Genomic DNA, 24,550 nt, shown 5'->3' on the forward strand with positions numbered 1-24,550 from the left:
CGTCTAAGGTAAGTATGTCTTTTTGCTGTGTCATAGTGTAAAGTTAAGTCAGAATCAGGATTACCTCCCCCTAACCCCCTCCTAAAAACAGGAGGGGGAATTTTGCTTAACTCTCTCCCCTGTTTTTAGGAGAGGGCTGGGGAGGGGTTATACCTCAACTACACCCCAAACTGTTGCCGCAGTTCAGGCATTTGTAGCAGGTGCCGGAGCGGATGGTGATGTGGCCGCAGACATTGCAGTGCGGCGCATCGCCCATCATGCTGGCCAGTACCTGCTGGGTTTGCTGCAGCAGCACAGTGCGACTTTGGCTAACTACCTTATAGTTTTGCCCGTTGCCTGCCGGTGTTTCTGGCGTAACTTTAGTTTGTGGCAAAGCTTCGCTGTTCATGATCTCCGGCTCCTCGGGCTGCACGTGCACCAGGTCTGAGCGGTGCAGGTATTCGTAGCCCAGCAACCTGAACACGTAGTCGAAAACCGAGGTGGCTGATTTGATGTTGGGATGCTCCACACGGCCGGCAGGCTCGAAACGGGTAAAGGTAAAGCGGTTCACAAACTCCTCCAGCGGCACGCCATATTGCAGCCCCAGCGACACCGAAATCGCAAAGCAGTTGAGCATAGACCGGAACGAAGCGCCCTCCTTATACATATCAATAAACAGCTCACCCAACGACCCGTCCGGGTACTCGCCGGTGCGGATGTACACCGTGTGGCCGTCTATCTTAGCCTTCTGCGTAAAACCGTTGCGCTTGTCTGGCAACTTACGTCGCTCTACCATGCGCACCAGCTCCTGCCTGAAACCTTCGTTCGCCGAATCAGCCAGTATGGATTGGGCTGCTTTCAGGATCTGCTCGGCATTATACTTCTCATCGGCGGTGGCGGCAGCGGTGGTTTCCTCCGGCTCGTCTTTCTCCTCGGATTGGCTGCTTTTGGAGGTAAGCGGCTGCGAGAGTTTGCTGCCGTCGCGGTAAATAGAGCAGGCCTTCAGCCCCAGTTCCCACGACAGTTCGTAGCAGCGGGCCACATCCTCCACGCTCACCTCGTTGGGCAGGTTTATCGTTTTAGAGATAGCCCCCGAAATAAACGGCTGCACGGCCGCCATCATGTAAATATGGCCCTCGGCTTTAATAAAACGGGTGCCCTTGCTGCCGCAGCGGTTGGCGCAATCAAACACGGGGTAATGCTCCGGCTTCAGGTAGGGCGCGCCCTCTATGGTCATGGTGCCGCACACGTAGCTGTTGGCCTCGTCTATCTGCCGCGCCGTAAAGCCCAGCGTCTGCAGCAGGTTAAAGTCCGGGCTGTTATACTTTGCAGCCGTAAAGCCGAGGCGTTCCAGGCAAGCCGTCCCCAAGGAATAAACATTAAACAGCGAGCTGATATCATAGGCTTTAGGAAGGGCCGCTTCCAGTTGCGCGATCTCCTCCGGCAGAAATCCTTTTTGCAGTAATGTTTCAGGGTTGATGTGCGTCGCTCCTGCAAAAGTGCCGTGGCCTTTGGCATAGTTCACAATCGCCTCGCGCTCTTCCAAAGTATAGCCCAGTTTCTGCAGCGCCACCGGTATGGATTGGTTGATGATCTTGAAATACCCGCCGCCGGACAGCTTTTTATACTTTACCAGCGCATAATCCGGCTCCACGCCGGTGGTGTCGCAGTCCATCAGTAAACCTATAGTTCCGGTGGGGGCGATGACGGTAGCCTGTGCGTTACGGTAGCCATACTTCTCTCCTTGCGCAAGGGCAGCATCCCAGGCTTGTTGCGCGGCTTTTAACAGCGGTTCTGGACAAAGCTCCTGATCCAGCCCCACAGGTTTTATACTCAGCCCTTCATAGGTATCAGCTTGGTTATAGGTGGCGTGGCGATGGTTGCGGATCACGCGCAGCATACTTTCGCGGTTGTCTTCATACTTGGCAAAAGCACCCAGGGCAGCGGCCATCTCTGCAGAGGTTTTATAGGCGATACCTGTCATCAAAGAAGTGATGCCGGCGGCCATGGTACGGGCAGCGTCGCTGTCGTAAGGCAGGCCCTGTACCATCAGCAGCGCACCAAGGTTTGCATAACCCAGGCCAATGGTGCGGTAGTCGTATGAGCGCTGCGCCACGATCTCGGAGGGGAACTGCGCCATCAGCACTGAAATTTCCAGCACCACTGTCCAGAGGCGGCAGGCGTGCTCAAAGGCGGCCACATCAAACTCCTGCTTCTCCGCATCAAAAAAGCGCATCAAATTCAGCGAGGCCAGGTTGCAGGCGGTGTTGCCGAGGAACATATATTCGGAGCAGGGGTTGGAGGCGCGGATCGGGCCTTCGGCAGGGGAGGTGTGCCACTCGTTTATAGTGGTGTCGAACTGCACGCCGGGGTCGGCGCAGGCCCAGGCGGCCTCGGCAATTTGCTGCCACAGGTTGCGGGCAGGTATGGTTTTGAGTACGCTGCCGTCGGTGCGGGCGGTCAGGTGCCAGTCGGCATCAGCATGTAGCGCGTCAAAAAAGCTGTTCGGCACGCGCACCGAGTTGTTTGAGTTCTGCCCCGAAACAGTCTGGTACGCCTCGCCCTCAAAATCGCCGGCATAACCCGCGGCAATCAGCGCCGCTACCTTTTTCTCCTCGTCTTTTTTCCAGTTGATGAACTCCTCAATCTCGGGGTGGTCCAGATCCAGGCTTACCATTTTAGCCGCCCGGCGCGTAGTGCCGCCCGATTTTATGGCGCCGGCCGCCCGGTCGCTCACCTTCAGGAACGACATCAAACCCGATGAGCTGCCGCCACCGGAAAGGGGCTCGTTTTTACCCCGGATGTTGGAGAAGTTGGTGCCCACGCCCGAGCCATACTTAAAGATGCGCGCCTCCTGCACCAGCAGGTCCATAATGCCACCTTTCTTTGCCAGGTCATCCTCCACCGAAAGTATAAAACAGGCATGCGGTTGCGGGTGCTCAAAGGCCGTATCCGACTGCTTCAGTTTTCCGGTACCAGGGTCTACAAAAAAATGCCCCTGCGATTTTCCTTTTATCCCATAAGAGGCATGCAGCCCCGTGTTAAACCACTGCGGTGAGTTGGGAGCGGCATACTGGCCCAGTAGCATGTACACCAGCTCCTCATAAAAAACCTGCGCATCGGCCTCCTTTTTAAAATAGCCATACTTCAGGCCCCATTGCTGCCAGCAGTTCACGAGGCGGTGCACCACCTGCTTCACCGATCTCTCGGAGCCTTTGCTGCCGTCAGGCTGCGGTACCCCGGCGCGGCGCAGGTACTTCTGGGCCAGAATATCGGTGGCGATCTGCGACCATTGCGACGGCACTTCTACGTCCTGCAGCTCAGCCACCACGTCGCCCATGGGGTTTCGGATGGTGGAGGAACGGAGCTCGTACTGGAACTGGTCGTAGGCGCTTTGCCCGGCTTTGGTGAAATGGCGCGAGAAGGAGAGGCCGGTGCGTGTATCAGGTTTTTTCATTTGGGTTAGCGGTTAATAGATGAGGAGATATAGCTATATAGCAATAAGAGCACAAGCTATACTTTCTGCTTCAGCCACAGAATGAGCAAGGTCACCGGGTGAAATGACATCGGTCATTTTCGGTGCCTGTACTTTAAGTTATACTTGTAAATCCTGATTAAGTATCTGAAAATCATGTTTGTGTAACTGGTTGTGTAGTGGCTGTCAGGTTTATGCCTGCACAACTATAACCTGGAATAAAGGTAATACGTTAATTAAATAATAAAATACCTTTTTATCTTTTATTTTAAAACAGCGCCCCCTACCTTTACGCCGGTGATTGATTACAGACCAAAAAATTATCAACAATGGAAACTACACAAACAATAGAAACCTTAGACGTGACCGTGCTGGAGCCACGCATGAAGCACCCCACCATTTTCGAGTGGTTTGATAACCTGAAAGGTGGTGAGGCTTTCATTATTCATAACGACCACGACCCGAAACCGCTGTACTACCAGCTGCTGGGCGAGCGCGGCAACGTGTTTAAGTGGGAGTACCTGGAGCAGGGCCCGGAAGTATGGGAGGTGAGGATCTCAAAACTGACCCCGGAAGAAGGGGAAACTGTGGGCGAACTGGTGGCCAAAGACTACCGCAAGGCGCAGGTGTTCAAGAAGTATGGCATTGATTTCTGCTGCGGCGGTAAAAAATCAGTGAAGCAGGTGTGCGCCGAAAAAGGCATCAGTCAGGACGAGCTGGAGCGCGAGCTGCTGGCCACTGACGAGGCCGAGCAGAACCGCCAGGCCGAGTACGATAAGTGGGAGCCTTCCTTCCTGGCCGATTACATCGTGAACATGCACCATACCTATGTGCGCGAGGCAATACCGGCGCTGTACGAGTACACCACCAAAATTGCCCGTGTGCACGGCAGCCGCCACCCAGAGCTGTTAGAGGTAGTGAAGCACTTTACCAACGTTGCCAACGAGCTGGAGTCGCATATGCCGAAAGAGGAGCGTGTGCTGTTTCCCTACATCAAGCAACTGGAGGAGGCGAAGAAGAGCGGCGTGAAACTGGACAAACCTGCCTTCGGCTCTATCCAGAACCCGATCAACATGATGGAGATGGAGCACGAGCATGCCGGCAACGAGCTGGAGCAGATCCGGGAGCTGACAAATAACTATACCCTGCCAGCCGATGCCTGCGCTACCTATACCGTTGCCTTCAAGAAACTGAAGGAGTTTGAAGATGACCTTTTCCGCCACATCCATCTGGAGAACAACATCCTGTTCCCGAAAGCGCTGGAGCTGGAGAAGGAAGTGCTGAAATAGAAAACCTCTCCCCAGCCCTCCCCTAAAAACAGGGGAGGGAGCCAAGAAAAATTCCCCCTCCTGTTTTTAGGAGGGGGTTAGGGGGAGGTAAACCATTAACACCCACGATCATGAAAAAGACGATCGCACCGCAGAAAAGAGATAAAAGCTTGGTACCACTGTCAAGAGAGCACCATTTTGGACTGCTGTTTTGCTGGAAGCTGCGCCAGGGGCTGAAGAACGGAACCGACCTGGAAGTGATGCGCGACTATGTACACTACTTCTGGAACGATATCCTGAAGGAGCACTGCCAGGAGGAGGAGTGGCTGCTGGAAAGGCTGCTGCCAAACGACGATACGCAGCGGGTAAGGCTGCGGGAAGAGCATAGGCTGATCGAAGCACTGGTAGAGTTGATAGAAGATGGTAGCCCAATGAACAAGGACCTGTTTAAGGTGCTGGACCAGGACCTGATAGACCACATTCGCTGGGAAGAGCGCGAGCTGTTTCCGTATGTGCAGGCGGTGGCACACTCCGATGACCTGGAACTGGCCGGGCAACTGCTTGAACACAAGCACGACCCCCGCATAGATACATTTACGCCGGAGTTCTGGGTAAGCAAAGCCAAAGCCGAATAACCATGCAGATAGCGGCCAATACTAAGATCTCAGCCCTGATAAAGGAGAACCCGGCAGCCATAGAGGCCATTGCCAGCATAAATCGGCATTTTGAAAAACTTCGAAATCCGCTGCTGCGCAAAATATTGGCTTCCAGGGTAACGATAGCCGACGCCGCGCGCATTGGTGGCTGCGAGGTAGAGCGGTTTTATGAGAAACTGGAGCCGCTGGGCTTTACTATAAGCAACAAAAAAGAAAAGACCATGCCTGAACCAACTATAGCCGCTGCCGAAATGCCTGCCTCACTGGCAAAGCTAAAGGTAAACACGCTGGACGTGTGCGAGGATATCGCCACCGGCAACGACCCGTTCCTGAAGATCATGGAGGCCGTGGATAGGATAGATGTGACCAGTGCTTTGCTCATCATCAACACTTTTGAGCCCACGCCGCTCATCGCCATTCTTAAAAAGAAAGGCTACAGTTACTATACTGAGGTGAAGTCGCCGGAGCTGGTGCATACATATTTTTGGCTGGAGCAAACTATAGAGGCTGCATCAGAGGAAACTATAAAGCCTGCCGGAAATGATTTTGAGGATACACTGGCGCGTTTTGCCGGGAAGGTAAAACGCATTGATGTGCGCCACCTGGAAATGCCGCAGCCCATGGTAACTATACTTGGCGAGCTGGAAGACCTGCCTACAGACGAGGCGCTGTATGTGGTACACAAACGGGTGCCGCAGTTCCTGTTGCCGCAGCTGCAGGAGCGTGGTTTTGCGGTAGCTGTAAATGAGGTTGGCCCGAACGAAGTGTACTTACTTATCTATAAATAATATTAGTCATGAGCGCTGCCACTACATCTAACTCGCCGGGCAAATGGGTGGTGCTGCCGCACTACGCGTTTGCCGCCCTGGCATTTGTGGCCCTGAGTGTGCTGTTGCTTTTCTCCACCGATGCCTTCAGTGGCCACTACTTCCACCCCAAACTGCTGACCCTAACGCACGTTGCCGCGCTTGGCTGGGCCACCATGCTCATCTTCGGGGCACTGTACCAGTTGCTGCCGGTGGTGCTGGAGTGCAAACTATACTCTGAGAAACTGGCTATTATAGCCTTCGGATTTTTGGGAGCCGGAACTATACTTCTGGCCTGGTGTTTCTGGCATTTTGAGCTGGGCTGGTCGATGCACGTGGCGGCCTGCAGCCTGGTTATCGCCTTTATACTTTTTACTATAAACGTGGCGCAAACGGCTCGCAAGGCGCCAAAGTGGACCATAGAGGCTGATTTTATAGTTACCTCGGCCATCTGGCTGCTGGTAACCGGGCTGGTGGGGCTGCTGATGGCCGTGAACTTCACCACGCCTTTTCTGCCCGTAGAGCACACGCATTACCTCAAACTGCACGCGCACATCGGCATGGCCGGCTGGTTTCTGCTGCTTATCATCGGGGTGGGGACCAAGCTGATCCCGATGTTTCTGCTGGCGCACCACAAGGATACCAAAAAGCTTAACTGGTCTTATAACCTGATCAATGCTGGGCTGATCCTGTTTATACTGGATCATCTGCTCTTCCATACTTCATTTTTGCCTGTGTATGCGGCGCTGGTTATAGTTGGTGTGGCGCTCTTTCTGTTATACTTGCGCGATGCCGCCAGAACCCGCCAGCGCCAGGACCTGGACCTAGGCATGAAGCAGACTATAGTTGCGCTTGCCCTGCTGCTGTTGCCGCTTGTACTGGTATTGGTGGTGAGTAGTAAACTGGCGCTTCCGCAATCGCTGCTGTCGTCTATTTACCTGGTGTATGGGATCTCGGTCTTCCTTGGGTTTATCTCGGCGCTTATACTGGGGCAAACCTTTAAAACATTGCCCTTTATAGTTTGGATGCACGCGTACGAGGATTATGTGGGCCGATACAAAACGCCGCTTCCCAAAGACCTCTACAGCCATACCTTGCTGCGCTGGCAAAACATCAGTTACCTGCTCGGGTTTATACTTTTAGTGGCGGGTGTGCTGCTCCGCAGCGAGCAGGTTATACTTGCCGGGGCCATCGGGTTTACCATCACTTCGCTGCTGTACACGGCCAACGTGTTTCGTCTGCTGCTGCATAAAGCCCACGACTTAAAACCTTTTACCTATGGAAACGCAAAAGCTGCCTGAGGATTTCGGACGGGAGGTGTACGAAACCCTGAAGTACATCATTGACCCTGAAGTGGGCATTAACATCGTGGACTTGGGGCTGGTGTACCAGGTGAGCCTGACAGAAGTAGGGGAGTTAACCGTAGACCTGACCCTGACCACGCCGGGCTGCCCCATGAGCGGCACTATAAAAATGGCTGCCGAGCAGATCCTGCTAAAGCGTTTCCCAAGTCTCGATGTAAAAATAAACCTGGTTTGGTCGCCGCCGTGGAGTACTGAGATGATTACCGAAGAAGGTATGCGGCAACTGGAAGGGAAGATGTAACTTGCGGCCGCGTTAGTGTTAGAACGACGAACAGAAAACAACAAATGCTACTATCTAAAACAACAGAATATGCCCTGCGCGCCATTGTGTATATCGCCCTGAACGATGCACAGGGGCTTAAGGTGGGGATAAAAGATATTGCGAAGGAACTGGAACTGCCTGCGCACTTTATGGGCAAGATCCTGCAGGACCTGGTGCGCAAAGGCGTGATCTCCTCGGCAAAAGGCCCTGGCGGCGGGTTTTTCCTGCACAGGCCGGCCAGCGAGATCAGTATACTGGAGGTGGTACGCACCATTGATGGCCTTGAGGCTTTCAGGAAGTGCGGCATGGGCATGAAACAATGCTCCGACACGCACCCTTGCCCGCTGCACGACGACATCAAAGCCTACCGCGACCAGATGCTCAAAATGTTCAGCTCTAAAACCATACAAACGCTGGTAGATGGTATCAACTCCGGAAATTACTTTATCACGAACGTTCACGAAGTGGAATCTTAAGCGATTATCCTGCTTTCTTGGCTGCACTTTCTGGCTTTCCTGTGCTCGCAAGTATAAACTTTATGCAGCTATTTTTAATAGCAAAGGCAATGGTAGCAGCTGCAGACAATTTTTCCCGCAAGATTAGGCTTAGAATCGGGCAATGGTATAGGTTTTAAAGTATTTAAGCCTACATATAATTGATAAAGTTATATAAGCTTAATTGTACTGTTTTTCCAGGCGGTTTTCTGACTTTATACTTTGTAACCATCCTGGATTAGGAATTTATTAAAACATTACTGTATATTAGCAGCGCCTATACAGGCTGTGGTCTTAAATAATTCCTAAAATCAAGTTCGATGAAGTATACTTTGGTAAAAGTACTGTGTATGTTGCTGGCTGTGGTAACTATGTCTTCGTGCCACATATCCCGCAAAAGGACTGACAAGAGTGGTAAAGTAATTGTTGTCAGCAAGAGCAAAACAGCCACCCGCAAAGATAATGGCCTGCACAAAGGCTGGTACAAGAATCCAAACAACCCGCACCACCCACGCACCACAAACCCTGGCCATACCAAGCACAGTGGCAACAGCAAAGGCAACACTACCGTGGTGGTGGTAAAAGGCCACAACGCTACCAGCGCAAAAGGCAAGCAGCCGGCCAAAGGTGGCAAGGGAGGAGGCCATCACGAAAAAGGTAAAAAAGGAAAGCACTAAGCAGCACTTGCTGTAAAAGTTTAAGCTGCAGTTACCGCGTATATGAGCGGTGGCTGCAGCTTTTTTTATACTTTTCCATTTTAATTAGGATTTAATTTATAAATCGTATAACTAGAAGGTAAGTTAATTCATGAGTAAACTCTAAACGGTTGATAATGAAATTACCTATACAATTCTTTGTCCTGATGCTTGTATCATCTCTGGCTTTGTCCTGCACCTCCTCCAGAGACCGGAAAACACTTGTATTTGATGCTGATGGCAGAAGCATGCGCTTTGAAAACGGCAGGCCCGAGAGCCGCAACAAAAGGTGGGACAGCGACAAGAGTCTGGCAAAACAGCGCAAGAAGCGCAACAAAGCGTTTAGGAAACGCAGGAGGTTCTAAACATCGTGGATAGTGCGAGGCAGCTAAAAGTATAAACGATGCCTGTTACACCTTTCGGTTAAAGTTTAACGTTATAAGGTTAGTAGATGGTTTTATACTTTATCCTGATGCCTTATGGTAAGAGTATTTGCAATGGCGCTGCTTCTGTTGGCAGGCAGCGTATTCTACAGCGCCCCGGCGGAGGCGGCTACAGCAGAGTGGCCAAAGCTGAAGGCCCTTTTCCAGAAGAAGGGGAAGAGCGGAAAAGCATTTAAGAAGAGTAAAAAGGCCAAGTATTACCACGCCGCAGCCAAAAAACAGCGCAAGGCAAAATGGCAGCGCAATACTATGGTTCAGTAGCGGCGTACCTTTGCCTGACCTGCACCGTATAAGCGCGTATGGCAACACAAGACACGCACTACACCCGCACCCCGCGCTCCGAGAAGCTGAAGTGGGTAGACCACATCTCCTACCTGATGGACAACCAGTTCCGGTTTCCGGGCACAAACTTTCGTTTCGGTTTAGATCCTATCCTGGGTCTGCTGCCCTTCGCAGGCGACCTGGCCTCTTTTGGGGTTTCGGCCGTGCTTATACTTACCATGGTGCGCCACGGGGCTAGCGGCAAACTGGTGGCCCTGATGATGCTGAACATCGGACTGGACGTGCTGATCGGCAGCATTCCTATACTTGGCAACATCTTCGACTTTGCTTTTAAAGCCAACGAGCGCAACGTGCGCCTGCTGCGCCGCCACTACGAAGAGGGCAAGTACGAGGGCAGCGGCAAAGGCATTATCGTAGGTGTGCTGATCGGGCTGGTGCTACTGCTGGTGTTCCTGGTGTGGGTGCTGTGGCAGGTTGCCGAGTGGCTATGGAGTGTGGTTAGCTCATACTTGTAAGCGGCCCAGGCTCTTTGCTACATCACGGGCTTTTAGGGCGCTTTCCTGCTTGTCCTTTATCTCCAGCATGATGTCCATGTCCAAACCCTCGGTTTCAGCCAGGAAATCGTGGAAGAGCTGTTCTTCTATACTTTGCACATGCTTGCCGCGGCGCTCGTTGGGTGCCTGCGAGCTGTAGTCCATCATCAGGATGCCATCCCTGCCCGGTTGCCAGGTGGCGGCGGCCATCTCCACGGCCTCGCGCATGGGCTCGCGGTTGTTCACGCACTCGTGGTGCAGGTTATCAAAGATAACGGGCATGCCGGTTAGCTCGTGCAGCTGCAGGCAATCTTGTAACGTGTAAGTACGGTCGTCGTTCTCCACACAGAGGCGGGCCTTTACGGCATCGGGCAGCATAGTGTGGTATACTTCGGCAAAGCGTTGTATGGCTGAGGGCTTATCGCCGTAGGCACCGCCACCGTGAATCTGCAGTTTGGCAGTCGTGTCCAGCCCCATCAAATCCAGTACACTTCCCTGGTACACCAGCTCGGCAATGCTGTTGCGCACGGTCTTCTCGTTTGGCGAGTTGAGCACCACAAACTGATCGGGGTGCATGGAGATGCGCATGTTGTTGTTTTTGATGTAGCTGCCCAGTCTCCTGAACGTCATCTTGAAGTGTTCCTGCCAGTTATACGTGTTTACCTCATGCGAGGCAAAAGGCACAATATCGGAGGTGAGGCGGAAAAAAAGCAGGCCGTGCTGCACATTGTACTCCAGAATGCGGCGCAGGCAAGCCAGATTCTGCTCTACCGTCCCGATCAGGCGCTCTTCGGAGTAGGAGGCGAGTCTAAAGGTGCGGGAAGAGCGGCAGTCGAGTGCCTCATTAATGCAGGGGTATCCGATTTTCATGGTTTCAGAGGGATGTTGTTCTCTGAACCTACGAAACGGCTTATTGTTTGGCTGCTTTTACTGATACCCCTCGTTATTCTTAAAGTACTTGTTATACTCGTCCTGCTCCTTCAGCTTTTGCTCCGCTTCCTGCTTTTGCAGGTACTCCTGCAGCGCGCGCTTTTGCTTGCCTTCGCTGGAGAAGAGGTCATACATCAGGCTCATGGGGCTAAGTATGGTTGGCGCAGGGGCAGGCGCGGGCGGAGGTGGGTCCAGGTTCGGGATAAAGTTGGGATTTTTGGCCTGGCTGGTCTGCTCGCGTTTCATGTTGCGCAGGGCGCGGTCTATCATCTCCTTTGAAGGGCGGCTGGTAACCTCTACCTCTCCCAGCATCACGCTATCCTCCTGCAGCACAATATTCACGCGCAACTCCGACACGGGCAGGGCTTTGGGCAAGTATAAAAGCGGCTTAAAACCGAGCGCCCGTATCATCAGGGTATCCGTCTGCTCCACATCGATCAAAAACTTGCCCTGCTCATCCGATACCACCCCCAGGTTAGAGTTCACCTTCACAACGGTGGCACCTGGTATAGGGGTCGTGCGGTCGGGTTGCAGCACAGTTCCACTTATCCGGATGCTTCTCTGAGCCAGGGTGGGTATACTGCACAGCAGCAAGATCAGCGTCAGGGTGTATAGCAGTGGATGTCTGTGCATGAAGTTTGTAGTATAGCTGTGGCGAGGTTTCATCTAATACGCCAAAACTTGCCAAATAGTATGCCAGCCATAAATATTAGGAGACCGGACTATGTAAAACTACGAAATAATTACCAGACGCACTAAAAAGCAAGAGCCTGCAACGCGCGTTGCAGGCTCTTGCAAGTATATTTTTGCGGCAGGCTAGTTCTGCTCGTTCCCGGTGTCGGTGCTGGTGTCAGCATCGCCGCTGGTGGTGCCTGAAGGGGCCGGGCTGGCGGTGGTGTCTTTCTGAGAGCCTGCTGCTGATGGGTTGTACTGCTCCGCCAGGTCACTTAGCTGTCGGTTGGGTGCGTAGTAGGCCGTTACCATCTCCACGGCTACTTTCCCTTCCAGTTGCTGGCGCGTGGCGGTGGGCAATGTGGTGATGTTAAACGCATAGTATTGGTTTGGTTTCGGGCCTCCGGGGGCTGTAGTGCCAGGCTCTCTATTGCCGTAGCCACGGATATGCGCCGGGTTCACGCTTTCGTCTTCGTTGGCATCAACCACCTCAAAAGAGGTACCTGTTTTATCATAACTGCAGGATGAGACAGAAAGCAGCACGGCTACAGCGGCTATCGGGAAGAATCTCTTATTCATAGTGTTCTTGATGTTTGGTTCTGTACCGGTTTCAGATAATTTTTAAGGTCTGAGTGGGCTCAGGAGTTAGTACGCTGGCACAGGTTGTAATGTTCAGGAGGAGAGCAGCAGGAGGGCGTCTAAACAAAAAGCGCCAGCCTTTGCAGCCAGCGCTTTTCATTGGTTTATACTTTAATAAGGGTCTTAAGCCTTCTTCAGCTCGAATACCGTGATCTCAGGCAGAAAGCCCACGCGGCCCGGGTAACCTATAAAACCAAGGCCTGTGTTTACGTACAGGTGCTGCGCCCCTTTTCTGTAAAGCCCTGCCCACTGTTCGTACACATACTGCACGGGGCTCCACTTCAGCCCTGGCACATTCACCCCGAACTGCATGCCGTGGGTATGGCCCGAAAACGTCAGGTCTATGTCGCTATACTTTTGATTGATCTCACCGTCCCAGTGCGAGGGGTCGTGGGAGAGCAGCATCTTGAACGGTATCTTTTCGGTGCCCTGGTAAGCCTCTTCCAGGCGTCCATACTTCGGGAAGCCGGCCCTGTTGCCCCAGTTCTCCACACCAAGCACGGCAATCTGCTCGCCGTCTTTCTCAATTACGCGGTTCTCGTTCATAAGGAGTTGCCAACCCATCTTGCCATGGCTCTCAATAAGTGCCTGCAGGTTCTCCGCTTTGGCGCCCGGGTGCGGCCACTCCCGCACATAGTCGGCATAGTCGTGGTTGCCTAGTACCGAGAACACGCCGCCTTTGGCACGTATCTCCTTCAGGGTGGGGATGTGGGGCTGCACTTCCGTTGCAAGGTTATTAACGAGGTCACCGGTGAAAAACACAAGGTCGGCCTCCTGCTTGTTTATGATTTTAACGGCTTCTTTCAGGGGCTCCGTAGAGGTGAAACTGCCGGTGTGCAGATCTGAGATTTGGAGTACTTTGTACCCGTCAAACGCAGCCGGAAGGTTCGTGAAACGCAGTGTTACGCGCTTCACGCGGTAGTCGTAAGCGCCCTTCACCATACCGTAAATAAAGGCGGAGAACGGAACAGCGGCTACCAGCAGGCCCATCTGGTTCAGAAACTTGTGGCGCGAAGGGTCAAAAGACTCGTTCCCGTTGGCGGAGTTCAGTACAATCTTGCCCAGGCGTAGCGCGTCGTCCATCATCAGGAAAACAACTACCACCAGTTTAGAGGCGAAAATGATGAAGAGGGTGCTGGCCAGGTACGTTTTAAAGGTGTCTGGTGGTGTTCCACGTGTGGCAGAGGCAAGCATAAAGGTGCCGGCTGTAATGGCAAAAATAGCCCAATGCACAAAGTAGATGATCTTTTGGGTAGATGGGGCTACGTTCTGCGCCACTGTCTTGATAGCCTGGAACACATACAGGTCTACCAGGAAAAGGAGCAGAATAACTATGGCAAATGTTAGCATACGTTGCATATCGGGGTAAAACCGCGCGGTGCCGGAAATGTTTGGCGGAGGCGGCTATTCTTCAAAAGTATAAAAGTATAAAAAAGTATATGCAGGCTGAACTATATCATAAAGAAAGAGCTTCTACATGCATCTCCCAATTCATATCAAAATCTGTACCGTAAGTGAAAGAAAACGAAGCCACTGCCACACTGCCATACCTGCAGCCGCTCAACATTAAAACCTGGGCCGAGGAAGACCGCCCGCGCGAGAAACTTTTGCTGAAAGGAAAGGCCGCATTGAGCGATGCCGAGCTCATTGCCATACTTATCGGCTCCGGCACCACCAAGTTAACAGCCGTGGATGTTGGGAAGATCATTTTGTCGGCCGTGGGCAACGATCTGAACGAGCTGGCGAGGCTGTCGGTGAAGGACCTGACGAAACACCCGGGTATCGGGGAGGCCAAGGCGATTTCGATCGTGAGTGCGCTGGAATTAGGGCGCCGCCGCAAAGAAGCCACCGTGGCTGCCAAAACCCGCATCACCTGCTCCACCGATATCTACAACTATATAAAGCCGCAGCTGCTGGATTTGCCGCACGAGGAGTTCTGGATTATACTTCTGAACCGTGCCAATGTGGTGATGAAGAAGGAGAGCATCAGCTCGGGTGGTGTGGCCGGCACCGTGGCCGACCCGAAGATCATCTTTAAAAAGGCGCTGGAGCAGCTGGCCAGCTCCATTATACTGGTGCACAACCACCCTAGCGGTAACACCAAACCCAGCGCCGCCGACATCGCCCTCACCAAGAAAATGAAGGAAGCCGGCCAGTTCCTCGACCTCCCTATCCTCGACCACATCATCTTCACCGACAACGACTACTACAGCTTTGCGGATGAAGGAATCTTGTGAGTTAGAGGGTGCTATATCCAACCACCCCTGCCCCTCCTTGTCTATGGAGGGGAGCCTGTATTTGCTACTGCTGAAGTGTAAGTTTCATAGTTGCTGGTGTAGCACTACAGGTCGCGACCAGTCCCTACCGGTATAAACCCACCCCTGCCCCTCCGGGGAGGGGAATAATTACCCCACCCCAACCCTCCCCTAAAAACAGGGGCGGGAGCTTGGTTGCAGTTGCATCAGCCGTGGCTATCGAAAAATGATCCCAGTCTTTCCGTGGGGGTAGGGGCCCTCGTATAAAGAGCGCCTTTGGAGTTTTTCCGGTGATGAGCGATAGCGAGGCAGCCCGAGTTACGAGGGCAGGAAAAGGTCCCAGCGCGATGCGGGAAGACGAGCCCTCCCGGGCTGAGGGAGCCAAAGTATGAAATGAAACGAGGAGTATGCAGGACTGAGGATCAGCAACAGCCAGAAAGGATAGCTTGTGTCCAACTAAGGAGAGCAGGGGCTATGAAACTATAAATGGCACGGGCTACAAGCCTTATCTTGTCCCATAACTTATCTGGAATAGGCACTAATTTGTAGTAATTGTCCCCTTGAGGGGACCGTAGGGGTGTTTACACCTGCTGAGTAGTGCTGCTAATGCGTCTGGGGCCTTTTTTACACCCCTATAATCCCCTCAAGGGGATAGTCCTACTACTTTTCGACCTAAAAGGGCCGAAACTGAAAAACATATGGGACAAGATAAGGCTACAAGCCCGCGCCAGCGGTGGGGCAAGTAGCAGAAAGCAGCTACTATGGAAGTATAAACTGGCAGGTATGAAATATGGCTTTTCAAGCCAGTCGAGTTACATACTCAACACCATAAAAGGACACAAGTATAAATACTTGCACCATAAAGGAAAAGTATAAGCCTTAGGATCAGCAGCAGCTAAAAGTATAACAACATTAGATACTTCTTTCCAGATACTAATCTTCCGGCAATATTTCTTGCACTCTTCCAACCTCTCCTGTCTCCAACCTTACCTTAATGCCGTGCGGATGGGTGGGGGAGTTGGTGAGAACATCCTGCACGTAGCCCTCAGTGAGCTCGCCGGAGCGCTGGTCCTGCTTCTGCACAATGTTTACGTGGGTGCCGGGTTTTATATTAGCGCGTTTTCTGCCGTCCATGGTGTGTGGGTTAAAGTATGGTTTTGGCTGCAAGTTACGCAGTAAAAGCAGGCGGAGTTAATTTTGTGGCTTGGTAATGATGTTGAGGTAGTGCGCATCAAAGCTCCAGCGCGACACTGCTGTTTCAAAAGCCGCGGTTTCTACTTTCTGTACCTGGCGCAGGTCGGCCAGCAGCAGGGCAGGGTCTTTTACATGGGCACCGTTGATGGCCAGCGTAAGCTTTTGCTGTTTCTCGGGCACGTTGAACGCCTTGTAAAGTTCCGTTAACCGCGCCAGTTGCAGCTGTTGCTTCAGCTCCATTAGCACCACACCGTCTTTGCCTTTCTCGCTGAAGCGCTACAGCGCGTTGGCGCCTTTTACCACTTCCACACTCTCAATATCGTTCGGGTTGAGGATGATGGCGTTAGTGGTAGTCTCCTGTTGGTTTACAAGCACCAGGGGCTGAGGCTGGTCATAAGTTGAGAGAACCTCTTGCCTTTGGAAGTCCAACTGCTGCGCCTGCACACTGGTAACAAGGCACAAGCCAATTAAGGCCGAAAGAAAGTATGATTTCATCGTGCGGAGTTACTTTTTCGGTAGCTGTTTTGGGGTTCCTGCATGGCCCTTTGCTCATGCTCCATTTCGTTTGTGTGCTTCATGTACATAAATATACCCGCTACACCCAGTATATGGCCTGCCAGTATAAGGTAAAGACCCAGGTAGTTTTCAGATGGTAGCAGCATGCGAAGTACAATGCCGATGACCGCAAGCAGCGCGGCAATTTTGTAAAGCATTTTCTCGATAGTTCTGTCTTTCATCTGGCTATTGTTTAAGTAAAACAAGATCGCCATACTTTCTGCGTAGTACAGGGCGGCAAAAAGTAAAGCGTAAGCAGTATTTACTACAGGCATCACACCGCCTAAGCTATAGCAGACGGTTTGCCTACATCTTTTCCAGTCTTAACCTCCCCTGTAACTATCGGAGGACTGCCATGGCACATGCTCTAAAGTATAAACCCTAATAACATGGCACAGCAGGCAGGGTCGAAAATAAGTTAGTTTGGTACTTTATTTGGATAAAGGTATGACAAAAATTTTATAATGTATAGCTTATATAGCAAATTTATATAAAATATAGTTCTGTAAGATATTGATGTTGATGTGTTTACCTTCTGATAAGGTTATTTAGCTCGGAGATGTGCAGGCTGCGCAGCATGGAAGTTTTTTTATGTTGATGCTCCTGCATACGCACTAATATATCGTGTAGCATCTCGATGGCCTGGACTACATGTGGGCCCTTGTTCAGCATTACGCAGTCGGCGCGCTGAGCCATGGCGGCATCGGTAATCTCGGCCCGCGACGGGCGTCCTTTCTTGGCGAGTGTCTCCAGCACCTGTGTAGCCCACACCACCGGTATATGGGCGGCTTCGCACAGCCACAGAATCTCTTCCTGTACTTCTGCCAGCCGTTGCCAGCCGCATTCCACGGCCAAGTCGCCGCGCGCGATCATGATGCTGGCAGGGTAGCTTTTCATGGCTGTCAGGAGCAGGTGCGGCAGGTTTCGGAACCCTTCCTTGGTTTCAATTTTCAGCATCACACCCAGGTTTTTTGCCTTAAGGTTTCGTAACTCCTTGTGCAAGGCATCTACCGTATCGGCGTGGTTCACAAAAGACAGGTTGACAACATCAGCATGTTTGGCCACAAATTTCAGGTCCTGCCGGTCCTTCTTGGTCAGCCCATTTATGTGGATCTTGCTTTCAGGTAGATTGATGCCCTGGTCAGCGCGTAGCCTGCTGCCTTTGTCGCTTGCATACGTTATTTTGACCAGCAGCCGCTCCGGTGTTACCTCCTGCAATATGCCCTCTATCTTGCCATCGTTAAAAAGGATGGGCTGGCCCACTTCGGTTTGGGTAAATGCTTCAGGCAGTGTGCACGAGATGTGCGCCGGCTGTGCCACATGGCCGTGCGCGTCGTAGGTGGCTGGCTCGCCGGGTGTTGGCTCCCGCGTGAGCACCAGGAAACTGTCTTTTTTGAGTGTGATGGGCAGTTCCAGCGCTTTCAGGTCACCTACTCTAGTGGCTTTGTCCATGGCGTTTTTGCCTTTCAGGCGTAATTCCGTGCCGGTTTTAATATAGGAGGTCTTTAGCAGGTGCGCCAGCAGGCCTTTCTCTTCCCTTCTGATAATGGTAAGAGAGCGTTTGCGGCCTCGGGTGTCGGTAAAGTATAACTTATCGCCCTCCTGCAGCTGTGCAAGCCAGGTGGCCTCCACTGGTAGCCACGCATCGGCATCTTTCGGCGGTTGTACCTCCTGGGGCGCCAGCCATACTTTGGCGGCCTCCGTTATCTGCCCTAGGTTATCCTGCACCGGATGGATCACCAGCAGTTTAGGGCCTTCCTTCAGCGGGCCAGTACGCAGTTTAGGGCCCATCAGGTCCATCAGTATCTTGCAGGGTATGCCGGTTTCCTTCTCGGCCCTGTGTATGTTCTCCACCATCTTCAGCCATTCGCGCTCCGTGTCGTGGGCACAATTGATGCGGGCGCAGTCCATACCCGCCTTCAGCAGTCGCGGCAGCAGCTCATACTGGTCGGCGGCCTCGGAGGGCAGGGTTACCATAATGCGGGTGGTACGCTTCCTGGGTTTAGGGCCAAGCAGCGCTTCGGTATGTGTGGCTAATAATTCATGGTTCTCGAAAAAAGACACAGCCAGCTTGCGGGGTACGGTGGTGCACTCGGCCATATGGCAAAGGTGCTGGCGCACGGCCTGCAGACTGGCCAGCACATGGCCCTCAGCCCGCCCCAGCGACGACAGCCCCAGGTGCGCGAGTTGCTCCTGCAACTCTCGGATATCATGCTGGCGCAGGGCCAGGTAGTGCAGCAGGTTTTTGGCGCTTTTCCGAAACCGGGGGTGCACAGCTTCAACGGCAGGTGAAAATTTCTCCTCCAGCGCAACAGCATCCTGATGTAGCTGGTCCAGCTGTTTTATTAATTCCTGGTAATGCTCCTGAGGTTGTGGCATAGCTGCGTCCTGTTTGTATAAAACATACGGCTAAGGCGTAGAGGAGGATAGTACGAACAGCTAATGATGGGGCATTTTGCATTTTCTGGTTCCTGATTCGCGTTATGAGCTACCGGGGAAACCAACTCTTCCTCACAAAGCTACGCTCGCTAGTCTAAAGAGGGAAAATTGCCATTTTTAATAGATGAGGTTCATAGCGGATGGTATAGTGCGGTCAGGTCGCGATCTGTCTGTGCGAAGGTGTAAACCCACTGACCAAGGAGGGGAATTTTAGCAGACGATAAACCCACCCCTGCCCCTCCCGAGAGAGGAATTGCGGCAGATGTAAACCCACCCCTAGCCCCTCCCCTAAAAACAGGAGAGGGAGTCCGGTTCAAGTGGTAAAGCGATGGCTATTGGATAATGATCCCAGTCTTTCCGTTGAGCGCCTTTGGAGTTTTTCCGGTGACGAGCGGCAGCGAGGCATTGCGACGCAGGAGCAAAGGAAAAGGTCCCAGCGCGATGCGGGAAGACGAGCCCTCCCGGGCTGGAGGGAGCCAAAGCCAGAAATGTAACTGTAGGTTCGTAAGACTGAGGATCAGCGGCTGCTAGAAAGGATAGCTTGTTTCAGCTAGCAGGAAGCAGCGGCTAAAGTATAAATCGACAGGTATAAATCATCGTCAAAGTATAAGGTTTGGCTTTTCAAGCCAGTTGAGTTACAAACTCAACACCATAAAAAGACACAAGTCTGAAGACTTGCGCCAGAAGGGGCTATAAAAGTATAGACTGGTAAGTATAATAAATAGATTAGGAAATCGGCGGCAGGGAATGTCCGGAATAGCGGGAGGGAGGCAAGTGCAATGTATAGCCAAAGTATAAAGTATGGCTTTCAAGTTTGTCAATCCGCAGATTTAAAATCATAGAAGACATGATGCTCTGCCAGCCTACACCAGAGAGAATAAAACCGCGGCAGAAATATAAACTATACTACTGCCGCGGCCTGCTTCTGTATCTTCAAAAGTATATTTTACTTCTTGCCGAGCGGGGCTCCTACCGCAATAGAGCAATCGTGGCCGGGCTGGCCGTGCGGCGGGTTAGTGCCGGGCGCTACAGGCATCTGAGCCGGCACAGGCGATAAAGACGGTTTCACGAGCCTTGGAAGCGGCGTGCCGTCTAAGGGGGCTCCCACAGGCAGCGCACAGTTATGGTTTGGCTCACCGTGTGGCGGATTCACGGCAACTGCTTGTGCCGGAGTGGCGGCTGGCTGTACCTGGTTTACACCGGCTGCAGGCGCAGTTGCGGTAGCCGTTGTTGTCTCTTTGTCGCTTTCTGAGCAGCCTGCAAATAAAAGCGCTGAGGCGAAGAGCAAAGTATAAGGTGCGGTTTTCATGGAGGATGATTTATTGAGATGTAAATGTCTGAACATGGATTAATGCAGCATAAGTTTCTGCGATAGGCGGAAAAAGCGTTTGATTGTACTATTTATTCATTCCGGCGCTAAAGTGCAAATTTATACTTTGCTTTTGCCGAACTACTTACGCCGTGTCGCTACTTTCCTCCCCAAAAATTTACGACCTTTGCACAAACTATAGCCACAGAGTTTTATGCAGAGACCGCTGAGACTTGTTATAATGGCCGGCCTGGCGCTGGTGATTTTCTACTTCCTCCAGGATGCCCTCTTTAACGACGACAACTATATAAAACCGCTGCTGCAGGAGCGCGAGGAGAAAGACCTCTCGTTCAGGAGCCGTAGCAACAGCCCTTTTGACGATGCCGGGCGTCGCGCTTTCACGAACCTGGTATACTATGAGCCGAACTTGGATTACCGGGTAAAGGCCGAAGTGGAGAAGCTGACCAAACAGGATACCCTGCTCATGCCCCTGACAAACGGTAGCTACGAACCCTATTTGCGCTACGGCACCGCCTCGTTCGAGCTGGAGGGGGAGCAGCAGCAGCTTATGCTCTACCGGAAACTGAGCGGCGAGAAAGACCAGCTTTTTGTGCCCTTCACCGACAAAACTAACGGGTTTGAGACCTATGGCGGCGGCCGCTACCTGGATGTACCTTTTGAGGAGGGCGATGAGCGTGTAGTACTCGACTTTAACCGCGCCTATAGCCCTTTCTGTGCCTATAACCCGGATTACGTGTGCCCGCTGCCGCCTAAGGAGAACCGCCTGCGCATCTCTGTTCCGGCAGGGGAGAAAACGTATGAGGTAGCAGAGAAAGAGAAGTAGACAAGGGATTGAGGAGCAACAGACAAAGCAGGGCTGCCAAGTATACTGTCACGACACAGGTTGCCCGCCCATCCTGGAGCTAAGGGTGCTGGAGAGAGTAATAAACCTTAGTTCGAGTCCTGTTAAGTGCTCTAGTTGTGTTGAGTATAGTTGGTGTGAACCACACGAATTCGTGATACTTGATACAAGCTACGTGATACGAAACGAAATTATCCTTAATTTTGGAAAAGATTGGTTTCCGGATTGGAAACCGAGAAGAACACGAACATAAAAAAACATGCTGATTTCATTCGACTGGCTGAAACAACTTATACATACTGACAAGACTGCTGAAGAAACAGGTGTGCTGCTGACCGGCGCCGGACTAGAGGTGGAGGGAATCCATACGTTTGATATGGTGCAGGGAGGCCTGGAGGGCATTGTGATAGGAGAGGTGCTCACCTGCGAATCGCACCCTGACGCCGACCGCCTGCGCATTACCACCGTGGACATTGGCATCGACGAGCCGAGCCAGATCGTGTGCGGAGCGCCAAACGTGGCAGCCGGGCAGAAAGTGGTGGTAGCCACGGTAAACAGTACGCTTTATCCAACCGGCGGCGAGCCTTTCAAAATTAAGAAATCCAAGATACGCGGTGCCGTGTCGGAAGGTATGATTTGCGCCGAGGATGAGATTGGTATCGGGGCTTCGCATGCCGGTATTATGGTGCTGGACACAGACCTGCCGAACGGAACGCCTGCCGCCGAGTTCTTTGGTCTGGGCTCTGACAAGGTATTTGAGATCGGCCTGACGCCAAACCGTGCCGATGCTGCCTCGCATTACGGCGTGGCCCGCGACCTGCAGGCCTTGCTGGACGCGAAGGCTGAACTGCCAAGTATAGAGAATTTTGAAGTGAACAACACCTCCCGCCCAATTGCGGTGGAAGTGGAAAACACCGATGCCTGCCCGCGCTATGCCGGGGTAACGGTTTCAGGTATCAAAGTAGGCCCGTCGCCGGAGTGGATGCAGAAGCGCCTGCGCGCCATCGGCCTGTCGCCGATCAACAACGTGGTGGACGTGACCAACTACGTGCTGCACGAACTGGGGCAGCCGCTGCACGCCTTCGATGCCGATAAGATCGCCGGTGGTAAGATTGTGGTTAGAAACGCGGACGCGGGGACTACCTTTAAAACCCTGGATGGTGTGGAGCGCAAGCTGAACGCCTCTGACCTGATGATCTGCAACGCCGAGGAGCCGATGGCCATTGGTGGTATTTTCGGTGGCGAGGAGTCCGGCGTGACAGACGAGACCACCAGCATCTTCATAGAGAGCGCCTACTTCTCTCCGGATTCTATCCGCCGCACAGGTATGGCGCATGGACTCAAAACCGATGCCTCTTTCCGCTTTGAGCGTGGCACCGACCCGAACATGGTGATCACGGCCCTGAAGCGCGCCGCCCTGCTGGTGCAGGAGGTGGCCGGAGGCGAGGTTAGCTCCGATATTGTGGATGTGTACCCGCAGCCGATAGCACACCGCGAGGTAAAGCTGAACATCGAGCGCGCCCATACTTTGATCGGGCAGCATGTTGGCGCTGAGCGCATCAAAAACATACTTACCGACCTGGGTATCGAGGTTACAAATGAAACGGAAACGGACCTGACGCTGTCGGTGCCGCCGTTTAAGGTGGATGTGACCCGTGAGGCCGATGTGGTGGAGGAGATCCTGCGCATCTACGGCTTCAACAACATTGAGATGAGCGAGAACCTGGCCACTTCATACTTAGCCAAGTTTCCGAACCCATACGCCGAGGACGTGACGGAGACGATCATGGGCTACATCGCGGCCAACGGCTTCCATGAGATCATCACCAACTCCATCACCAACTCCAACTACTACAAGCCTGCCGGAGAGGCAGCGGTAGCCACCCTGGTGAACGTGGTAAACTATAACTCCGAAGACCTGGACGTGTTGCGCAAGAGCATGGTGTTCTCGGGCCTGGAGGTACTGCGCCGCAACATTAACCGTCGCCAGCGCGACCTGAAGCTGTTTGAACTGGGCAAAGTATACGAGAAGCTGGAGAGCGACTACAAGGAGAGCCGCAAGCTGTCTATGTACATGGTGGGCAACGTAACGGCCGAGAGCTGGAAGCAGCCAAGTATGAAAGCCGCCTTCCACGACCTGGCGGGTGTGGTGCAGAACGTGCTGCGCAAGCTGAACGCCGGCGACTTTGAGGTACAGAACCTGGAGGGCAATGCCTACATGAGCAAAGGCATCGCCTACGTGAAGAACGGCACCGTGATCGCGGAACTGGGCGTGCTGGACGCCGGCGTGACCCGCTTTATGGAAGTGAAGGGGCAGGTATGGTACGCCGAGCTGAACTGGGACTACCTTCTGAAGAAGTATAAAGACAAACTGGTGGCCGAGGAGCTGCCGAAATTCCCGGAAGTGCGCCGCGACTTGTCGCTGGTGCTGGACAAGCATGTGACCTTCGACGAGGTGAAGAAGGTAGCCTTTAGAGTGGAGCGCAAGCTGCTGCAGGACGTGAACGTGTTTGATGTGTACGAGGGCGATAAGATCGAGGCGGGCAAGAAAGCCTACGCACTGAGCTTTACCCTGCAGGATAAGCAGCAGACACTGACCGACAAGGTGATCGACAGCACCATGAGCCGCCTGATGCAGCAATTTGAGAAACAATTGGGAGCCTTTATCCGCAAATAACGTTATGCCTAAGGAAAAGCAAGCACAACAACTCCGGCATATTGAAGATAAGCTGCGAAAACTAATTCAGCGCCACACCGAGGTGCAGCAACGGCTCATGCGCGCGCAGGAGCAGGTAAAGCAACTGGAGGGGCTGCTGGATGAACGAGATGAGCAGATAAAAAATTTTCAAAATCAGGAGAATATTGTTAAAATTGTAGACGCGATAGCAGGAAACACTGCAAATTCGACAGAGTTGAAGCTCAAGCTAAACGAATATATCAGAGAAATTGATAAGTGTATTGCTTACCTACAAGACTAAGTATGAGCCGCTAACAAGCTCAGAAAAGCCGGTAAGCCTAACCATAAACCACGCAACGGATGAGTGAATTATCGATTAAGATTCGCATCGCGGAACGCGAGTATCCGATGCGGGTGAAGGAAGAGGAAGAAGAAAGAATAAGAGCCGTAGGAAAGATCCTGAACGAGCGCCTGCGCTTTTATAAGGATCAGTTTGGCATACAGGACAAGCAGGATCTGCTGGCAATGGTGGCGTTTGAGACCATGGCCGAGAAGATGAAGCTGGAGGATGAGCACTCCTCGCATGTATCCCAGGTAGACCAGCAGCTCGACCTTTTGGATGATCTCTTATCAACAGTGAATAAATAAACGCGAGGAGGCCTTTGCAGCCTCCGTTTATACTTCGTTTTGGCCTGAAAGCCACACCATGTCCCCCTTTGCAGGTACTTGCTATGCGTGCTAAACACCATAAACGCTATAGT

Annotated in this window: 26 protein-coding genes; 15 read left to right on the plus strand and 11 right to left on the minus strand. The window is 52.6% G+C overall.

The window, feature by feature from the left end; translation table 11 throughout:
* Window positions 1-154: 154 nt before the first annotated feature.
* Window positions 155-3,436, minus strand: a complete 3,282-nt coding sequence (locus tag OO017_RS06290; protein WP_266051611.1) for a vitamin B12-dependent ribonucleotide reductase — start codon at window positions 3,434-3,436, stop codon at window positions 155-157.
* 347 nt (window positions 3,437-3,783) lie between these two features.
* Here OO017_RS06290 and ric point away from each other — a divergent pair, with 347 nt between their 5' ends.
* The 10 genes from ric (at window position 3,784) to OO017_RS06340 (ending at window position 10,239) form a co-directional block, all read left to right on the plus strand.
* Window positions 3,784-4,743 (plus strand): iron-sulfur cluster repair di-iron protein, encoded by a 960-nt coding sequence (ric, locus tag OO017_RS06295; RefSeq protein ID WP_266051612.1) that lies wholly within the window; start codon window positions 3,784-3,786, stop codon window positions 4,741-4,743.
* A 110-nt stretch (window positions 4,744-4,853) separates the two neighbouring features.
* Window positions 4,854-5,357 (plus strand): hemerythrin domain-containing protein, encoded by a 504-nt coding sequence (locus OO017_RS06300; protein ID WP_266051613.1) that lies wholly within the window; start codon window positions 4,854-4,856, stop codon window positions 5,355-5,357.
* Window positions 5,358-5,359: 2 nt separating this feature from the next.
* A complete protein-coding gene (locus OO017_RS06305) occupies window positions 5,360-6,166 on the plus strand; it encodes a DUF2249 domain-containing protein (RefSeq protein ID WP_266051614.1) in 807 nt (268 codons plus the stop codon).
* 8 nt (window positions 6,167-6,174) lie between these two features.
* Complete coding sequence (locus tag OO017_RS06310) at window positions 6,175-7,485, plus strand: hypothetical protein (protein ID WP_266051615.1); 1,311 nt, start codon at window positions 6,175-6,177, stop codon at window positions 7,483-7,485.
* Window positions 7,463-7,789 carry a metal-sulfur cluster assembly factor gene (locus OO017_RS06315; protein ID WP_266051616.1) on the plus strand — a complete coding sequence of 109 codons (327 nt, stop codon included), beginning with the start codon at window positions 7,463-7,465 and terminating at the stop codon, window positions 7,787-7,789. Before OO017_RS06310 ends, OO017_RS06315 begins: the two co-directional genes overlap by 23 nt.
* Before the next feature lie 44 nt (window positions 7,790-7,833).
* Window positions 7,834-8,286 carry an RrF2 family transcriptional regulator gene (locus OO017_RS06320; protein WP_266051617.1) on the plus strand — a complete coding sequence of 151 codons (453 nt, stop codon included), beginning with the start codon at window positions 7,834-7,836 and terminating at the stop codon, window positions 8,284-8,286.
* 338 nt (window positions 8,287-8,624) lie between these two features.
* Window positions 8,625-8,981, plus strand: a complete 357-nt coding sequence (locus OO017_RS06325) for a hypothetical protein (RefSeq protein WP_266051618.1) — start codon at window positions 8,625-8,627, stop codon at window positions 8,979-8,981.
* Window positions 8,982-9,136: 155 nt separating this feature from the next.
* Window positions 9,137-9,364, plus strand: coding sequence for a hypothetical protein (locus OO017_RS06330; RefSeq protein WP_266051619.1), 228 nt, complete (start codon window positions 9,137-9,139; stop codon window positions 9,362-9,364).
* A gap of 114 nt (window positions 9,365-9,478) precedes the next feature.
* Window positions 9,479-9,703 carry a hypothetical protein gene (locus OO017_RS06335; protein WP_266051620.1) on the plus strand — a complete coding sequence of 75 codons (225 nt, stop codon included), beginning with the start codon at window positions 9,479-9,481 and terminating at the stop codon, window positions 9,701-9,703.
* A 38-nt stretch (window positions 9,704-9,741) separates the two neighbouring features.
* On the plus strand, window positions 9,742-10,239 hold the full coding sequence (locus OO017_RS06340) for a DUF4112 domain-containing protein (RefSeq protein WP_266051621.1): 498 nt from the start codon (window positions 9,742-9,744) through the stop codon (window positions 10,237-10,239).
* Here the strand turns inward: OO017_RS06340 and uvsE are convergent.
* From uvsE to OO017_RS06360, 4 genes are all read right to left on the minus strand, one after another.
* A complete protein-coding gene (gene uvsE, locus OO017_RS06345) occupies window positions 10,228-11,127 on the minus strand; it encodes a UV DNA damage repair endonuclease UvsE (protein WP_266051622.1) in 900 nt (299 codons plus the stop codon). The two genes, OO017_RS06340 and uvsE, sit on opposite strands and share 12 nt — an antisense overlap.
* A 57-nt stretch (window positions 11,128-11,184) precedes the next feature.
* Window positions 11,185-11,820 (minus strand): carboxypeptidase-like regulatory domain-containing protein, encoded by a 636-nt coding sequence (locus OO017_RS06350; protein WP_266051623.1) that lies wholly within the window; start codon window positions 11,818-11,820, stop codon window positions 11,185-11,187.
* A 183-nt stretch (window positions 11,821-12,003) separates the two neighbouring features.
* Window positions 12,004-12,438 (minus strand): hypothetical protein, encoded by a 435-nt coding sequence (locus tag OO017_RS06355; RefSeq protein ID WP_266051624.1) that lies wholly within the window; start codon window positions 12,436-12,438, stop codon window positions 12,004-12,006.
* 183 nt (window positions 12,439-12,621) lie between these two features.
* Window positions 12,622-13,848, minus strand: coding sequence for a metallophosphoesterase (locus OO017_RS06360; RefSeq protein ID WP_266051625.1), 1,227 nt, complete (start codon window positions 13,846-13,848; stop codon window positions 12,622-12,624).
* Window positions 13,849-14,012: 164 nt separating this feature from the next.
* Here OO017_RS06360 and radC point away from each other — a divergent pair, with 164 nt between their 5' ends.
* Window positions 14,013-14,735, plus strand: coding sequence for a RadC family protein (gene radC / locus OO017_RS06365; protein WP_266051626.1), 723 nt, complete (start codon window positions 14,013-14,015; stop codon window positions 14,733-14,735).
* A 951-nt stretch (window positions 14,736-15,686) separates the two neighbouring features.
* Here the strand turns inward: radC and OO017_RS06370 are convergent.
* The 6 genes from OO017_RS06370 to OO017_RS06395 all read right to left on the minus strand — a co-directional run bounded on the left by OO017_RS06370 (window position 15,687) and on the right by OO017_RS06395 (window position 20,286).
* The gene (locus OO017_RS06370; RefSeq protein ID WP_266051844.1) at window positions 15,687-15,887 is read right to left on the minus strand and encodes a YwbE family protein; all 201 of its coding nucleotides are present in this window, start codon (window positions 15,885-15,887) and stop codon (window positions 15,687-15,689) included.
* Between the two features lie 57 nt (window positions 15,888-15,944).
* Window positions 15,945-16,187 (minus strand): hypothetical protein, encoded by a 243-nt coding sequence (locus OO017_RS06375; RefSeq protein WP_266051627.1) that lies wholly within the window; start codon window positions 16,185-16,187, stop codon window positions 15,945-15,947.
* Between the two features lie 36 nt (window positions 16,188-16,223).
* On the minus strand, window positions 16,224-16,442 hold the full coding sequence (locus OO017_RS06380) for a hypothetical protein (RefSeq protein ID WP_266051628.1): 219 nt from the start codon (window positions 16,440-16,442) through the stop codon (window positions 16,224-16,226).
* On the minus strand, window positions 16,439-16,684 hold the full coding sequence (locus OO017_RS06385; protein ID WP_266051629.1) for a hypothetical protein: 246 nt from the start codon (window positions 16,682-16,684) through the stop codon (window positions 16,439-16,441). Before OO017_RS06385 ends, OO017_RS06380 begins: the two co-directional genes overlap by 4 nt.
* Window positions 16,685-17,030: 346 nt before the next feature.
* Window positions 17,031-18,881, minus strand: a complete 1,851-nt coding sequence (locus tag OO017_RS06390; RefSeq protein WP_266051630.1) for a pyruvate kinase — start codon at window positions 18,879-18,881, stop codon at window positions 17,031-17,033.
* Window positions 18,882-19,887: 1,006 nt separating this feature from the next.
* Window positions 19,888-20,286 carry a hypothetical protein gene (locus OO017_RS06395; RefSeq protein WP_266051631.1) on the minus strand — a complete coding sequence of 133 codons (399 nt, stop codon included), beginning with the start codon at window positions 20,284-20,286 and terminating at the stop codon, window positions 19,888-19,890.
* Window positions 20,287-20,464: 178 nt separating this feature from the next.
* On the opposite strand from OO017_RS06395, the gene OO017_RS06400 reads away from it, so the two are divergent.
* From OO017_RS06400 to OO017_RS06415, 4 genes are all read left to right on the plus strand, one after another.
* A complete protein-coding gene (locus OO017_RS06400) occupies window positions 20,465-21,094 on the plus strand; it encodes a DUF1684 domain-containing protein (RefSeq protein ID WP_266051632.1) in 630 nt (209 codons plus the stop codon).
* Between the two features lie 277 nt (window positions 21,095-21,371).
* Entirely contained in the window at window positions 21,372-23,789 is a 2,418-nt protein-coding gene (gene pheT / locus OO017_RS06405; RefSeq protein ID WP_266051633.1) for a phenylalanine--tRNA ligase subunit beta, read from the plus strand.
* Window positions 23,790-23,793: 4 nt separating this feature from the next.
* Complete coding sequence (locus OO017_RS06410; protein ID WP_266051634.1) at window positions 23,794-24,090, plus strand: hypothetical protein; 297 nt, start codon at window positions 23,794-23,796, stop codon at window positions 24,088-24,090.
* A 59-nt stretch (window positions 24,091-24,149) separates the two neighbouring features.
* Window positions 24,150-24,437: a cell division protein ZapA gene (locus OO017_RS06415; RefSeq protein WP_266051635.1), complete on the plus strand. Its 288-nt coding sequence runs from the start codon at window positions 24,150-24,152 to the stop codon at window positions 24,435-24,437.
* The last annotated feature ends 113 nt before the right edge of the window (window positions 24,438-24,550 follow it).

Origin of the sequence: Pontibacter anaerobius (assembly GCF_026241195.1) — a bacterium.
GTDB classification, from domain to species: Bacteria; Bacteroidota; Bacteroidia; order Cytophagales; family Hymenobacteraceae; genus Pontibacter; species Pontibacter anaerobius.

What these genes read in the sequence shown, in the direction of transcription:
- ric (WP_266051612.1), top strand. Translation starts at nt 3,784, where the DNA reads ATGGAAACTACACAAACAATAGAAACCTTAGACGTGACCGTGCTGGAG.
- OO017_RS06290 (WP_266051611.1), bottom strand. Translation starts at nt 3,436, where the DNA reads ATGAAAAAACCTGATACACGCACCGGCCTCTCCTTCTCGCGCCATTTC.
- OO017_RS06330 (WP_266051619.1), top strand. Translation starts at nt 9,137, where the DNA reads ATGAAATTACCTATACAATTCTTTGTCCTGATGCTTGTATCATCTCTG.
- OO017_RS06355 (WP_266051624.1), bottom strand. Translation starts at nt 12,438, where the DNA reads ATGAATAAGAGATTCTTCCCGATAGCCGCTGTAGCCGTGCTGCTTTCT.
- OO017_RS06370 (WP_266051844.1), bottom strand. Translation starts at nt 15,887, where the DNA reads ATGGACGGCAGAAAACGCGCTAATATAAAACCCGGCACCCACGTAAAC.
- OO017_RS06305 (WP_266051614.1), top strand. Translation starts at nt 5,360, where the DNA reads ATGCAGATAGCGGCCAATACTAAGATCTCAGCCCTGATAAAGGAGAAC.
- OO017_RS06335 (WP_266051620.1), top strand. Translation starts at nt 9,479, where the DNA reads ATGGTAAGAGTATTTGCAATGGCGCTGCTTCTGTTGGCAGGCAGCGTA.
- OO017_RS06385 (WP_266051629.1), bottom strand. Translation starts at nt 16,684, where the DNA reads ATGAAAGACAGAACTATCGAGAAAATGCTTTACAAAATTGCCGCGCTG.
- OO017_RS06380 (WP_266051628.1), bottom strand. Translation starts at nt 16,442, where the DNA reads ATGAAATCATACTTTCTTTCGGCCTTAATTGGCTTGTGCCTTGTTACC.
- uvsE (WP_266051622.1), bottom strand. Translation starts at nt 11,127, where the DNA reads ATGAAAATCGGATACCCCTGCATTAATGAGGCACTCGACTGCCGCTCT.
- OO017_RS06325 (WP_266051618.1), top strand. Translation starts at nt 8,625, where the DNA reads ATGAAGTATACTTTGGTAAAAGTACTGTGTATGTTGCTGGCTGTGGTA.
- OO017_RS06315 (WP_266051616.1), top strand. Translation starts at nt 7,463, where the DNA reads ATGGAAACGCAAAAGCTGCCTGAGGATTTCGGACGGGAGGTGTACGAA.
- OO017_RS06310 (WP_266051615.1), top strand. Translation starts at nt 6,175, where the DNA reads ATGAGCGCTGCCACTACATCTAACTCGCCGGGCAAATGGGTGGTGCTG.
- OO017_RS06360 (WP_266051625.1), bottom strand. Translation starts at nt 13,848, where the DNA reads ATGCTAACATTTGCCATAGTTATTCTGCTCCTTTTCCTGGTAGACCTG.
- OO017_RS06415 (WP_266051635.1), top strand. Translation starts at nt 24,150, where the DNA reads ATGAGTGAATTATCGATTAAGATTCGCATCGCGGAACGCGAGTATCCG.
- OO017_RS06350 (WP_266051623.1), bottom strand. Translation starts at nt 11,820, where the DNA reads ATGCACAGACATCCACTGCTATACACCCTGACGCTGATCTTGCTGCTG.
- OO017_RS06340 (WP_266051621.1), top strand. Translation starts at nt 9,742, where the DNA reads ATGGCAACACAAGACACGCACTACACCCGCACCCCGCGCTCCGAGAAG.
- OO017_RS06320 (WP_266051617.1), top strand. Translation starts at nt 7,834, where the DNA reads ATGCTACTATCTAAAACAACAGAATATGCCCTGCGCGCCATTGTGTAT.
- OO017_RS06400 (WP_266051632.1), top strand. Translation starts at nt 20,465, where the DNA reads ATGCAGAGACCGCTGAGACTTGTTATAATGGCCGGCCTGGCGCTGGTG.
- OO017_RS06410 (WP_266051634.1), top strand. Translation starts at nt 23,794, where the DNA reads ATGCCTAAGGAAAAGCAAGCACAACAACTCCGGCATATTGAAGATAAG.
- OO017_RS06390 (WP_266051630.1), bottom strand. Translation starts at nt 18,881, where the DNA reads ATGCCACAACCTCAGGAGCATTACCAGGAATTAATAAAACAGCTGGAC.
- OO017_RS06300 (WP_266051613.1), top strand. Translation starts at nt 4,854, where the DNA reads ATGAAAAAGACGATCGCACCGCAGAAAAGAGATAAAAGCTTGGTACCA.
- pheT (WP_266051633.1), top strand. Translation starts at nt 21,372, where the DNA reads ATGCTGATTTCATTCGACTGGCTGAAACAACTTATACATACTGACAAG.
- OO017_RS06375 (WP_266051627.1), bottom strand. Translation starts at nt 16,187, where the DNA reads ATGGAGCTGAAGCAACAGCTGCAACTGGCGCGGTTAACGGAACTTTAC.
- OO017_RS06395 (WP_266051631.1), bottom strand. Translation starts at nt 20,286, where the DNA reads ATGTTCAGACATTTACATCTCAATAAATCATCCTCCATGAAAACCGCA.